A 13273-nucleotide genomic window follows, 5' to 3' on the forward strand; every position below is an offset into this window, starting at 1 on the left:
GCCGACCGCCGTGGCCTGACGACCATGGCGGCACTGCCGTACTGGCGGCTCTCCAGTTTCTATCTGTTCTATTTCGCGCTGCTCGGTTCGACGGCGCCGTTCCTGGCGCTGTATTTCGATCACCTGGGGTTCAACGCGGCGCGCATCGGCGAGCTGGTGGCGATTCCCATGTTGATGCGCTGCGTGGCGCCGAACATCTGGGGCTGGCTGGGGGACTACACCGGCCGGCGCCTGGCGATCGTGCGGTTTGGCGCGATCTGCACGCTGCTGGCCTTCTCGCTGATCTTCATCGATAAAAGCTACGCCTGGCTGGCGATGGTCATGGCGCTGCATGCGTTCTTCTGGCACGCGGTGTTGCCGCAGTTCGAAGTCATCACCCTGGCCCATCTCGGCGGGCAGGCCTCGCGCTACAGCCAGATCCGCCTGTGGGGCTCCATCGGCTTCATCATCACCGTGGTGGCGCTCGGCCGTTTGTTCGAATGGCTGAGCCTGGACATCTACCCGGTGGCGCTGGTGTTGATCATGGCCGGCATCGTTCTCGCCAGCTTCTGGGTGCCCAACGCCCAGCCACTGCAGGGGCCGCGCGTCGCAGGGGAAGGGTTCCTGCGGCAACTGCGCAACCCTGGCGTGCCGGCGTTCTACACGTGTGTGGGCCTGATGCAGGTGAGTCACGGGCCGTATTACACCTTCCTGACCTTGCACCTCGAACACTTGGGCTACAGTCGCGGGCTGATCGGCCTGCTCTGGGCCCTCGGAGTGGTGGCGGAAGTTTTGGTGTTCCTGCTGATGAGCCGGATCCTGGCGCGGTTTTCCGTGCGCCGGGTACTGCTGGCGAGTTTCCTGCTGGCGGCGTTGCGCTGGTTGTTGTTGGGCTCGCTGGCCGAGTTTCTCTGGGTATTGTTGCTCGCCCAGGTGCTGCACGCGGCGACCTTCGGCAGTTTTCACGCCGCCGCCATCCATTTCGTGCAACGCAGCTTCGGTCCTCGCCAGCAAGGCCAGGGGCAGGCGCTGTATGCGGCGCTGGCCGGTACGGGCGGGGCCTTGGGCGCGTTGTACTCCGGCTATAGCTGGAACGCCTTGGGTGCCAGTTGGACATTCAGCCTCGCCAGCCTCGCGGCTTTCGCGGCAGCCGTTATCATTGCCACACGTATGCAAGAGGACCGGCCATGAGCCTTCGAACCATTAATTTGCTGGAGCCTTTGTCATGAGCAGCCTGTCGGTCTATCACGTTTCGAGCCCAGACATTCCGAACAAAGTGTTGACCCACGTCGAGGACATTGCCGCGACCCTGGCTGAACAAGGTATTCACTTTGCCCGTTGGGAGGCGGCGGTGAAAATCCAGCCGGGTGCCAGTGAGGAGGACATCATTGCGGCTTACCAGGCTCAGATCGATGGGTTGATGACTGAGCGGGGTTATGTTGCGGTCGATGTTGTCAGTGTCAGCAGCGATCAGCCGGAACAGGCTGGGGAGCTCGATGAGTATTGCCATAGTCAGGATGAAGTGCGGTTTTTCGTTGCTGGTCGTGGCTTGTTTAACCTGCACGTTGGCGATTATGTCTACGCGGTGCTGTGTGAAAGGAATGACTTGATAACGGTGCCTGCTGGTATGCCGCATTGGTTTGACAGGGGGGAGCGGCCGCATTTCGTTACGATTCGTTTGTCTGGTGATTTGCAGGGGGTGGTTGCTGAGGTTACGGGGGATGATATTGCTAGGCGGTTTCCTCGTCTGGAAGACTGACCTGCGTTGGTGGTGCCCTGAGCTTGTGTGTGTATCCGTTGCTGCGGTAACGGCTACTTAGGGTTCCGCCCTACGGCGGGTCACTTTTGGAAGAGCCGGGAGCCGGACCCCCTCCACAAAAGAAGCCCCAAAAAAACGGCGCTTCCCCTTTCTGAAGGAAGCGCCGTTTTTTCAAGCAAGAGCAAGCAGCTCCGCGTTTTTCCAGCAGGCTCAAGCGCTATGGTAAGTCGGCAAAGCAAACCGATGCTGGCTCTGCAACAAGGTGATCTGTGGCAACTCGCTAGCCTGTTCAGCCAGGTCACGACGAATCGCGCTGATCGCCCAGGACAACTGATCCCCCGCATGCAGTTGAGCATAGGAAATCGTGCGTTTGAACAGCTTGCCGTCGCTATTACGCAAGGTCAGCAGAATGCCGCCATCCGGGCGGGGCTGGGTGGTCACTTCGTAGTTGGAAAACAGGGACGCAAACTTTTCTTGAATCATGTTCATAGTTGACTGCTCCATGGTGTGGCAAACCGTGGAGGGGGAGTTGCACTGTCTGTGCCAGCATTCGGTTTTATATAAAATCCTTTAAAAACAGATAGTTATATTTTTTCTGTATTTTTGATTTCGTGCATCTTGCATGAATAGCCATCGTGCATCCTGCATTTTGCGTGGTCGGGCAATGATTTTTGGAACCAAATCGTTTCCCGGTGCTCGCGCTTCGCCTGTCTCGGGCAGCGGATACAAAACATTGCAAAAACCGCGTGTACAGCGCCGCAATTGCCAGCGTACTTTCGAGCCAAAATCACCTGCTGCCCGATAACAAGAACCGAGACCCACGAGGTCGAACGGGGAAGATCACCATGAGTCGTACACCCAGCGACGCGATTACCTGGGGCATGATGCTGCGCAAGCTGCCAGCCATTGCCAAAGCCGTCCCCCGAATCGTCAAAGGCATGAAGCTGGCCAACGTCCAGGACCCGACCCAGCCTTGCGGCCTGGGCTGGTGTTTCGAACAGGCCACGCAACGCAATCCCCAGGGCCCGGCACTGCTGTGCGGCGAGACGGTGTTGAGTTATGCACAGGTCAACGCGCAGGCCAATCGCATCGCCCATTACCTGCTGGCCCAGGGCATCGGCAAGGGCGATTGCGTGGCTATATTCATCGAGAACCGGCCACAGCTATTGATCAGCGTGTTGGCAATGGCCAAGGTCGGCGCGGTCAGTGCCATGCTCAACACCTCGCAAACCGGCGACGCGCTGGTGCACAGCCTGGCCCTGGTCAGCCCGGTCGCGGTGGTGGTGGGGGATGAACGGGTCGCGGCCTTCAACGACATACGAGAACGAACCACACTGTCGAGCAGCAGGACCTGGTGGCTGGCGGATCAGGACAGTGCCGATATCCCGTCCGATGCCCCATCCGGTTTCATCGACCTGATGGCTGGCAGCGAGGATTACCCGAGCGATAACCCGGCGTGCAGCCGGCAGGTTTTCTGCAACGATCCGTGTTTTTATCTCTACACCTCGGGCACCACCGGGTTGCCCAAGGCCGGGGTGTTTCGCCATGGTCGCTGGATGCGCACGTCCACCAGCTTCGGCCTGATCGCCTTGGACATGCAGCCCGACGATGTCGTGTATTGCACCTTGCCGCTGTACCACGCCACCGGCCTGTGCGTGTGCTGGGGCGCGGCGATCTGTGGGGCATCGGGGTTCGCGATCCGGCGCAAGTTCAGCGCCAGCCAGTTCTGGAGCGACGTACGCCGTTACCGGGCGACCACGCTGGGGTATGTCGGTGAGTTGTGCCGCTACCTGATCGACCAGCCTGTCGCTGCCGATGATCGCCACCACGGTGTGAAGAAAATGATCGGCAACGGCTTGCGCCCCGGGGCCTGGTCGACCTTCAAGGGCCGGTTTGGCATCGACCACATCTGTGAGCTGTATGCCGCCAGCGACGGCAATATCGGTTTCACCAACATCCTGAATTTCGACAACACCATCGGGTTTTCCCTGATGGGCTGGGAGCTGGTGCAGTACGATCATGCCAGCGGCCTGCCGTTGCGCAACCTGCAAGGTCGCATGCAAAAAGTGCCCAGGGGCCAACCGGGTCTGTTGCTGGCGCGGATCGATGAGAAGGCGCCACTGGATGGCTACACCGATCAGGCCTTGACCGAAAAAACCATCTGCCGGGATGTCTTTACGCCGGGCGATCGTTACTTCAATACCGGAGACCTGTTGCGCAACATTGGTTTCGGGCATGGGCAGTTTGTTGATCGCCTCGGCGACACCTATCGCTGGAAAGGCGAAAACGTCTCCACCACGGAAGTCGAAAATGTGCTGCTGCAACATCCGCAGGTGGCCGAGGCAGTGGCTTATGGCGTGGAGATCAATGGCACCAATGGCCGTGCGGGCATGGCGGCAATCACCCCGTCCGAATCCCTGGCGACCCTGGACTTCAGCGAGTTGTTGCAGTTTTTGCAATGCAAGCTGCCTGCCTATGCCGTGCCGCTGTTCCTGCGCATCAAGGTGAAAATGGACACCACCGGCACCTTCAAGTACCAGAAGACCCGCCTCAAGGCCGAAGCATTCGACCCATGCGTCACCGGGGATGAGCCGGTCTACGCCTGGTTGCCGGGCACCGATACTTACGTGCGGGTGGATCGGCAGCTGGCAGTTCGGATTCAGGGCGGACAATTGCGTTATTGATTCTGGCTATGACGGGCACAGTGAAAAAAGGGATGACAGCGCCCGGGTCCCTCGGGAAACTAGCCGCTTTGCGAAGAGCCGAGTGGAGTTTCCCATGTCCGATACAAGCCGCCAGATGACCCCGGAAGAGGCTGCGGAGTTTGCCGAGCAGGTGTTCAACGTCGCACGCCAGGGTGATGCGGCCATGATGGCTGCGTTGCTGAGCAAGGGCCTGCCGCCCAACCTGCGTAACCACAAGGGCGACACCTTGTTGATGCTGGCCGCTTACCACGGGCATGTGGAAACGGTGAAAGTGTTGCTGGAGCACAAGGCCGATCCGGAAATCCGCAACGACAACGGCCAGAGCCCGATTGCCGGCGCGGCGTTCAAGGGCGACCTGGCAGTGGTTTCGGCGTTGGTCGAGGGCGGCGCGCAAGTGGAAGGCGCCTCCTTCGATGGTCGTACCGCGCTGATGATGGCAGCGATGTTCAACCGCGTGGAAATCGTCGACTACCTGATTGGCAAAGGTGCCGACCCGAAAGCCAAGGATGCCAACGGCGTCTCGGCCCTTGATGCCGCCAAGACCATGGGCGCGGTGGACACCACGGCGCAGTTGGAAAAGTTGTTGGCCTGAAAGACTGTGGGAGCAAAGCTTGCTCGCGATACAGGCACTCGGTTCCAGAGAGACCGCGTTGTTTTCATCGCGGGCAAGCCTTGCTCCCACAACGCCACAGGTCCTTCTCCAATCCTATCCGCAAGCGAATGCGTTATCCTGCCCGCCCTCAAAACACCCTTCGCCACAGGATTCACCGCCATGAAAGCCGCCCTCATCGAACTCATCGGTAAAATCAGCTCCGGCTGCCTCGGCGAGGCGGACATCGCGAAAATCGCTGACGAAGCGGCCCAGGCCTACGCCGATACGGCGGTTTTCCTGGCGGCCAACCCCGATATCAACTACGACGACACGTTCCCGATCCCGTTGGGTGAGTGGGTAGTGGTGGGCAGCCTGCCGGACACCGTGCTGTTCCAGGCCGACACCTACGTGGACCTGTTCGAACAGATCGTCGCCTCGTTCGGCCCCGGCGTGGCGTTCAACCTCAAGCCCAAGCAACTGGCGAAAACCGAAGCCCTGACCGCGCTCAACCGCATACAGATCCAGATGAGCAGCCTGAACAAGGAAAACGGTGGCTACGTGCTGATGAACTTCAGCCAGTTGCTCGACGATGAATTGCAGATGGTGCTGGTGTACGGCAACGATGTGCCGCGGGTGCTGGAGCTGTGTGCCGAGGTCGGCATTGCCGCCGCGCCCTCCCTGGAAGCCCTCAAGGTCGCGGTTCACGTCTGAAGCAATAAAACGGAACCCTTGCCTGGGGCCCGCTATCCTAAGTGTGCACATCACCATTTGGGAGCGACACCATGGGTTCCACCTTCAACGGCCTGGTCGGCCTGATCATCCTGGCGCTCGATATCTGGGCGATCATCAATGTACTCAAGAGTGGCGCGGAAACCGGGATGAAAATCCTCTGGGTGCTGCTGATCCTGCTGTTGCCGGTACTGGGCCTGATCATCTGGGCGATTGCCGGGCCGCGTGGCAACGTGCGGATCTGACACGCTCAACCAAAAAGCCCGGGCGCTGAAGGCGACCGGGCTTTTTTATGCGTGGGGTATTCAGGCCGTAGCCAGGGACGGCTTGCGCGAGGTGCTCAAGAAGCGCAGCAAGGCCAACAGTGGGAAGGCACTGCCGACGATCACCACCCACAACCAACCGCCGTGTTCGTACACCGCACTGGCAATCGATGAGCCGAAGGCGCCACCGACGAAGATACTGGTCATGTACAGCGCATTCAGTCGGCTGCGACTCTTGGCATCGAGGGCATAGATGGTGCGCTGGCCCAGGACCATGTTCATTTGCACACAGAAATCCAGGACCACGCCGGTCACCGCCAGGCCGATCACGCTGTAGAGCGGATGGATGAATGCCGGCAGGAAACTCAGGCTGGCGAACAACATCGCCAGCAACGAGGCGTTGCGGGTATGGCCGGCATCCGCCAGGCGACCGGCGATGGGCGCGGCGATGGCACCAATGGCACCGACCAGGGCGAACAGCGCGATTTCAGTCTGGGACAGGCCATGGTTACGTGACAGCTCCAGCGGCACGGCGGTCCAGAACAGACTGAACGTGGCGAACATGCAAGCCTGGTAGAACGCCCGTTGCCGCAGCAGCGGTTGCTGGCGCAGCAGGGTACCGAGCGAGCCCAGCAGTTGACCGTAGGTAGCGCTATGGTCGGGCTGGCGCTTGGGCACGGTCAGCGCGAGGACGATGCTGATGGCGGCCATCAACACGGCGGCGATGATGAACATGGCCCGCCAGCCGAAGTGATCGGCCACGACGCTGGAGACCGGCCGCGCCAGCAGGATCCCCAGCAGCAGACCGCCCATGATCCCACCCACGACCCGTCCCCGGGTTTCCTCCGGCGCCAGGTGCGCGGCCAGCGGAATCAGGACTTGCACCGACACCGAGCTGAACCCCACCAGCAGAGAAACCAGCAGGAATACATTCGGTTGATCGGTGAACGCTGCCCCTAACAAACTGGCGATCGCCACCACGGTGGTGATGATCATCAGCCGACGGTTTTCCAGCAAGTCCCCCAGCGGCACCAGGAAAAACAGGCCAAGGGCATAACCGATCTGGGTCAGCGAGACGATCAGGCTGGCCATGGTGCTGCTCAGGCCGACGTCGGGTGCGATCAGTTCGATGATCGGTTGGGCATAGTAGATGTTGGCGACGATGGCGCCGCAGCAGAAGGCGAAGAGCAGGACCATGCCGCGGGTCAGGGGGCTGCCGGGCGAGGTGGGTAAATGAGCACTCATGGCAATCTCGTCGATCAATTGAAAGGATGGCGTGAGGCTAAAGACTTGCGGTGGGCTGGAATAGGGCTTTGTGGCTGATATCAGTCATGCCCGCAATTGATGGTGACAATCAGATTCATGTGGGAGCGAGCTTGCTCGCGATAGCGGCTGCACATACTGATCGTTCCCACGCTCCGCGTGGGAATGCCGCCCGGGACGCTCTGCGTCCTTTTGTGACGCAGAGCGTCATTGGATGCATTCCCACGCGGAGCGTGGGAACGATCGATGTGGATAGGAGGTTATTGCCCGCTGTAGATCTGGTCGAAAACCCCACCGTCATTGAAGTGAGTCTTCTGCACCGTGCGCCAGTCGCCGAAGGTTTTTTCCACCGACAGGAAGTCCACTTTCGGGAAGCGGTCGGTGTATTTGGCCAGTACCGCCGGATCCCGTGGGCGCAGGTAGTTGGCGGCGGCGATTTCCTGGCCTTCGGGCGACCACAGGTACTTGAGGTAGGCCTCGGCGGCTTCGCGGGAGCCTTTTTTCTCGACAACCTTGTCGACCACGCTGACCGGCGGCTCGGCCTCGGCGGAAACGCTCGGGTAGATCACTTCGAACTGGTCGCGACCGAATTCGCGGGCGATCATTTCCGCTTCGTTTTCAAAGGTCACCAGCACGTCGCCGATCTGGTTGGTCATGAAGGTGGTCGTCGCGGCGCGACCGCCGGTGTCCAGTACCGGCGCTTGCTTGAACAGCTTGCCGACGAAGTCCTTGGCCTTGGTTTCGTCACCGCCATTCTTCAGCACATAACCCCAAGCCGAGAGGTAGGTGTAGCGACCGTTGCCGGAGGTTTTCGGGTTGGGCACGATCACCTGCACACCGTCCTTGAGCAGGTCGGGCCAGTCTTTCAAGGCTTTCGGGTTGCCTTTGCGTACGATGAACACCGTGGCCGAGGTGAACGGCGCGCTGTTGTCCGGCAGGCGGGTGACCCAGTTCTCGGGCACCAGTTTGCCATTGTCCGCCAAGGCGTTGATGTCGGTGGCCATGTTCATGGTGATGACATCCGCCGGCAGGCCGTCGATCACCGAGCGCGCCTGCTTGCTGGAGCCGCCGAACGACATCTGCACGGTGATGTTTTCGTTGTGCTCGGCTTGCCAGTGCTTCTGGAAGGCGATGTTGTAGTCCTTGTAGAAATCGCGCATCACGTCGTAGGAAACGTTGAGCAGGGTCGGGGCGGCGTGGGCGAGGCTGCCGAAGGTCAGGCCTACGGCGAGAAGTGAGGCGCCAAAGAAGTTCTTCACAGCGAATTCCTTTTTATTCGAACGGGGGTTCCGGGCAATTAGCCAGCACACTAGCTGTAAGCCTATAGACCTTCAAGCATCAAAAAGTGCTTTGCTTATTCCAATTTCTTAAACAGCGCATTGCCACAACGGGAGCAGAAAGCAGCACCGTGTTCGTGGTTATTTTTGCTGCACACCGGGCAATCGTGCTGGAGCTGGTCGCCGCGCATGGCGGTGGCCAGTTCAGCGGTGAAAATGCCCGTCGGCACGGCGATGATCGAATAACCGGTGATCATCACCAGGGATGACACCACTTGGCCCAGTGGCGTCTTGGGCACGATGTCGCCGAAGCCCACGGTGGTCAGTGTCACGATAGCCCAATAGATGCCCTTGGGAATGCTGGTAAAGCCATGCTCGGGACCTTCGATGACGTACATCAGCGTGCCGAAGACGGTCACCAGGGTCGAGACGCTGAGCAGGAACACGATGATTTTCTGCTTGCTTCCCCGCAGCGCCGCCATCAGGTAGTTGGCTTGCTTGAGGTAGGGACTGAGCTTGAGCACCCGGAAAATCCGCAGCATCCGGATGATCCGAATGATCAACAGGTATTGGGCATCGCTGTAGTATAGCGCCAGGATCCCCGGCACGATCGCCAGCAGGTCCACCAGGCCATAGAAACTGAAGGCATAGCGCAGCGGCTTGGGCGAGCAGTACAGGCGCAGGCCGTACTCGACGATGAAGACGAAGGTGAAGCTCCACTCGATACCGGCCAGCAAGGCCGCGTAATTTTTGTGCACGCTGTCGATGCTGTCGAGCATCACGATCACCAGGCTGGCGAGGATGATCAACAGCAAGGTGCTATCGAAGCGCCGGCCGGCCACGGTGTCGGCCTGGAAAATGATCACGTAGAGGCGTTCACGCCAATTGTTGCTGCTTTGCATAATCTTCGCCTGAACCGGAATCAGCGAAGCCTAGGGCGATTGCCCTGCAGAGCGCAAGGCGCGCTGTCGAGGCTGGCCTGGCACCACGCCCGGCCGGTGGCCTGGATCAACCAGCAGGTGAGGATGAACGGTGCCGTCAGGGGAGGCAGGCCGAGGGCGATAAAACCTGGGGTAAGCATGACCGCCAGGAGAATGCCCGTCAGCGGCAGCCAGGGTTGGCGGCGCTGTTGGCTGAGGGCCAGCGCCACCAACACCGGGTTGTAGCCGCCCAGTCCGCAAAGAGCGGTTGCGTTTTCATGTTGCGACAAGGCGAAGGCCAGGCCGGCGGCGGAACCGAACAATGCCCAAGCGGCAGCGCGACGGTCGGCCAGCAGCAGGCCCGCCGCGATCAGCGCACCCGCCGCCGGATGGCCGAGAAACATGACCTGGCCCAGCCCGCTCAAATGCGCGGCCAGCAGATTGGGTATCGTCATTTCAATCGAGGTGGTTGGGGGTGGCGGCAGGGTGAAACTCATCAGCAGCCAAGCCAACCCTACAAAAGGCGCGGTGTAGGCGGGCAGGCATCGAGGGCCACGGGTGCGCTTGAGCCATTGCTGGGTCAGTATCGCGCTGAGACCGCCTGCTGCGATGATCAACGGCGGCAACAGGACGGACCAGGACAACGCGAGGCTCAGCAGCAAGCCCAGCAGAATGCCGTTGTAGCTGAACAGCCCGGCTTGCCGGTCGGCCTTGGCGTAACCGCGTCGCTGGGCCGTGAGCAACCCGGCCACCCCACCCAGCAACGCGCCGCCGAACAGGGCGGGCGCGGTGAGCAGAATCGCCAGCAGGCACAGCAGGCCGCACAACGGATGGCGCTGGAGGAAGATCTGGCTGAAGCCGTTGAGCAGGGCGGTGGCCCAGTCGGGGCAGTGGGTGTTGGGCATGGTTGATATGTCTGATGGACCGAGTTGCCCTCATCGCGAGCAGGCTCGCTCCCACAAGGGTTTTGTGGTCGCCGCAAATCCAGTGTGGGAGCGAGCCTGCTCGCGAAGGGGCCAGTACAGGCGCTAGATCAACGTCTCAATGCGCAACGAATTGGTCGACCCCGGCTGCCCGAACGGCACGCCCGCAGTAATCAGCAAGGTATCGCCGCGCTGGGCCATGCCTTGGGCCTGGGCGATTTCCAAAGCGGTGGAACAGACTTCATCCACTTGCTTCAACCGATCGTTGACCACCGAGTGCACGCCCCAGGCCACCGTCAGGCGGCGGGCGGCCTGCAGGTTCGGCGTGAGGTTGAGGATCGGCACCGTCGGCCGTTCCCGCGCCGCCCGCAGGCTGGAACTGCCCGATTCGCTGTAGTTCACCAGCACCGCCACCGGCAGCACATTGCTGATACGGCGGATCGCGCAACTGATCGCATCCGACACTGTGGCCTCGGCTTTCGGCCGGCTGACGTCCAATTGCGCCTGGTAGTCGGGGCCGTTCTCCACCTGGCGGATGATCTTGCTCATCATCTGCACGGCTTCGAGGGGGTAATCCCCTGAAGCGGTTTCCGCCGACAGCATCACCGCGTCGGCCCCTTCGGCCACGGCGTTGGCCACGTCGGTGACTTCGGCGCGGGTGGGTGCCGGGGAGAAACGCATCGATTCGAGCATCTGGGTCGCCACCACCACCGGTTTGCCGAGGGCGCGGCAGGTGCCGATGATGTTCTTCTGGATCTGCGGCACGCTCTCGGCCGGGACTTCGACACCCAGGTCACCGCGAGCAACCATGATCGCGTCGCTCAATTCGGCGATTTCCCGTAGTTGGGCCACCGCCGATGGCTTCTCGATCTTCGCCATCAGGAACGCCTTGTCGCCGATCAGCGCCCGGGCCTCGCGGATGTCCTCGGGGCGTTGGACGAACGACAATGCCACCCAGTCCACGCCCAGCTCCAGGCCGAAACTCAAGTCGCGCCGGTCCTTGGCGGTCAACGGGCTCAGGTCGAGCACGGCCTGGGGGACGTTCACGCCTTTGCGGTCCGACAGCTCACCGCCGTTGAGCACCTCGGTGTCGATGGCTTCGCTGTGCCTGGCGGTCACGCGCAGGCGCAATTTGCCGTCGTCCAGCAGCAGGTCCATGCCGGGCTCCAGGGCCGCGATGATCTCCGGGTGGGGCAGGTTGACCCGGCGTTGATCGCCGGGCGTCGGGTCCAGATCCAGACGCAGGGCCTGGCCGCGTTGCAGCAGGACCTTGCCGTCGGCGAACCGGCCGACCCGCAGCTTCGGACCTTGCAGGTCCATCAGGATGCCCAGCGGGTAATTGAGTTGCTGCTCGACCTCACGAATCCACTGGTAGCGTTGGGCGTGATCGGCATGCTCGCCGTGGCTGAAGTTCAGGCGGAAGATGTTCACGCCGGCCTGTACCAGCGCGCGGATGCCATCGATGCCGCGGGTGGCGGGGCCGAGAGTCGCGAGGATCTTGACCTTTTTATCAGGCGTCATGTTTGGGGTTCTCGAGGATCAGGATGGCGCGAAAGTCGTTGACGTTGGTGCGGGTCGGTTCGGTGACGATCAGCGCATCCAGGGCGGCGAAGTAGCCGTAGCCATTGTTGTTGTCCAACTCGTCGCTGGCGCACAGGCCCAGCTCGGCGGCGCGGCGATAACTGTCCGGGGTCATGAGGGCACCGGCGTTGTCTTCGGAACCGTCGATGCCGTCGGTGTCGCCGGCCAGCGCGTAGATGCCGGGATGACCCTTGAGGCTGTCAGTCAGGCTCAGCAGGAATTCGGCATTGCGCCCGCCACGACCGTCGCCGCGCACGGTGACGGTGGTTTCGCCGCCGGAGAGGATCACGCACGGCGCCGCCAGTGGCTGGCCGTGCAGGGCGATTTGCCGGGCGATGCCGGCGTGGACTTTCGCCACCTCCCGGGATTCACCTTCCAGGTCACCGAGGATCAACGGGCTGAAACCGGCCTGGCGCGCCTTCACTGCCGCGGCCTCCAATGACTGCTGGGGGCGGGCGATCAATTGGAAGTGGTTGCGGGCCAGGCTCGGGTCGCCGGGCTTGACGGTTTCCGATGCTGGACTTTGCAACCAGTTGCGCACCGAGGCCGGCACCTCGATCCGGTAGCGCTGCAGAATCGCCAGGGCTTCGGCCGACGTGCTGGGGTCGGCCACGGTAGGGCCGGAGGCAATGACCGTGGCAAGATCCCCGGGCACATCGGAAATCGCGTAGGTGTACACCGTCGCCGGCCAGCAGGCCTTGCCCAGGCGCCCGCCCTTGATCGCCGAGAGGTGCTTGCGCACGCAATTCATTTCGCCGATGGTCGCGCCGGACTTGAGCAAGGCTTTGTTGATCGATTGCTTGTCGGCCAGGGTGATGCCTTCGGCGGGCAAGGCCAACAGGGCAGAACCGCCGCCGGACAGCAGGAAGATCACCCGGTCGTCTTCGCTGAGGTTGCTGACCATTTCCAGCACCCGCCGGGCCACGGCCAAGCCGGCGGCGTCAGGCACCGGGTGGGCGGCTTCCACTATTTCGATTTTCTGGCAGGGCGCGCCATGGCCGTAGCGGGTCACCACCAGGCCAGACACTTCGCCCTGCCAGCAGCGCTCGACCACTTGCGCCATGGCCGCCGCGGCCTTGCCGGCCCCGATGACGATCACCCGACCGCTGCGGTCGCTGGGCAGGTAGCGTTCAAGGACGTGTTGCGGATGGGCCGCATCGATGGCTGTGGCAAACAGCTCGCGCAGCAGTTGTTGCGGATCGACCGACATGGCGGGCTCCCGGTTTTTATTATGAGTGTTGATGCGCCCCCTGTGGGAGCGAGCTTGCTCGCGATAGCGGTG

13 protein-coding genes are annotated in these 13273 nt (G+C 61.7%); 6 read left to right on the plus strand and 7 right to left on the minus strand.

The features are described from left to right. The first annotated feature begins 24 nt into the window (after positions 1-24). Together AB4O22_RS04175 and AB4O22_RS04180 are read left to right on the plus strand one after the other, a co-directional pair. Complete coding sequence (locus AB4O22_RS04175) at positions 25-1170, plus strand: MFS transporter (RefSeq protein ID WP_223472363.1); 1146 nt, start codon at positions 25-27, stop codon at positions 1168-1170. Between the two features lie 34 nt (positions 1171-1204). Next, the gene (locus AB4O22_RS04180; RefSeq protein WP_460095929.1) at positions 1205-1738 is read left to right on the plus strand and encodes an acireductone dioxygenase; all 534 of its coding nucleotides are present in this window, start codon (positions 1205-1207) and stop codon (positions 1736-1738) included. 210 nt (positions 1739-1948) lie between these two features. Here the strand turns inward: AB4O22_RS04180 and AB4O22_RS04185 are convergent, their stop codons facing one another. Next, positions 1949-2227 (minus strand): DUF3509 domain-containing protein, encoded by a 279-nt coding sequence (locus AB4O22_RS04185; RefSeq protein WP_003204481.1) that lies wholly within the window; start codon positions 2225-2227, stop codon positions 1949-1951. A 356-nt stretch (positions 2228-2583) separates the two neighbouring features. Here AB4O22_RS04185 and AB4O22_RS04190 point away from each other — a divergent pair, with 356 nt between their 5' ends. The 4 genes from AB4O22_RS04190 (at position 2584) to AB4O22_RS04205 (ending at position 6009) form a co-directional block, all read left to right on the plus strand. Then, entirely contained in the window at positions 2584-4422 is a 1839-nt protein-coding gene (locus tag AB4O22_RS04190; protein WP_460095930.1) for a long-chain-acyl-CoA synthetase, read from the plus strand. A gap of 94 nt (positions 4423-4516) precedes the next feature. Then, entirely contained in the window at positions 4517-5035 is a 519-nt protein-coding gene (locus AB4O22_RS04195) for an ankyrin repeat domain-containing protein (RefSeq protein ID WP_003204479.1), read from the plus strand. 180 nt (positions 5036-5215) lie between these two features. Further along, complete coding sequence (locus tag AB4O22_RS04200; protein ID WP_003204477.1) at positions 5216-5746, plus strand: hypothetical protein; 531 nt, start codon at positions 5216-5218, stop codon at positions 5744-5746. A gap of 71 nt (positions 5747-5817) precedes the next feature. Next, positions 5818-6009 carry a PLDc N-terminal domain-containing protein gene (locus AB4O22_RS04205; RefSeq protein ID WP_003204476.1) on the plus strand — a complete coding sequence of 64 codons (192 nt, stop codon included), beginning with the start codon at positions 5818-5820 and terminating at the stop codon, positions 6007-6009. 60 nt (positions 6010-6069) lie between these two features. Here the strand turns inward: AB4O22_RS04205 and AB4O22_RS04210 are convergent, their stop codons facing one another. The 6 genes from AB4O22_RS04210 to AB4O22_RS04235 all read right to left on the minus strand — a co-directional run bounded on the left by AB4O22_RS04210 (position 6070) and on the right by AB4O22_RS04235 (position 13201). Beyond that, the gene (locus AB4O22_RS04210) at positions 6070-7272 is read right to left on the minus strand and encodes an MFS transporter (protein ID WP_223472361.1); all 1203 of its coding nucleotides are present in this window, start codon (positions 7270-7272) and stop codon (positions 6070-6072) included. Between the two features lie 278 nt (positions 7273-7550). Beyond that, entirely contained in the window at positions 7551-8549 is a 999-nt protein-coding gene (locus tag AB4O22_RS04215; RefSeq protein WP_223472360.1) for a sulfate ABC transporter substrate-binding protein, read from the minus strand. A gap of 95 nt (positions 8550-8644) precedes the next feature. After that, the gene (locus tag AB4O22_RS04220; RefSeq protein ID WP_223472359.1) at positions 8645-9469 is read right to left on the minus strand and encodes an ion transporter; all 825 of its coding nucleotides are present in this window, start codon (positions 9467-9469) and stop codon (positions 8645-8647) included. Between the two features lie 20 nt (positions 9470-9489). Continuing rightward, positions 9490-10392 carry an urea transporter gene (locus tag AB4O22_RS04225; RefSeq protein WP_223472358.1) on the minus strand — a complete coding sequence of 301 codons (903 nt, stop codon included), beginning with the start codon at positions 10390-10392 and terminating at the stop codon, positions 9490-9492. Positions 10393-10515: 123 nt separating this feature from the next. Further along, entirely contained in the window at positions 10516-11931 is a 1416-nt protein-coding gene (pyk, locus tag AB4O22_RS04230; RefSeq protein ID WP_223472357.1) for a pyruvate kinase, read from the minus strand. After that, complete coding sequence (locus tag AB4O22_RS04235; protein WP_460095931.1) at positions 11921-13201, minus strand: glycerate kinase type-2 family protein; 1281 nt, start codon at positions 13199-13201, stop codon at positions 11921-11923. Before AB4O22_RS04235 ends, pyk begins: the two co-directional genes overlap by 11 nt. Positions 13202-13273 lie beyond the last annotated feature (72 nt).

Source organism: Pseudomonas sp. S3_B11 (genome assembly GCF_054667715.1).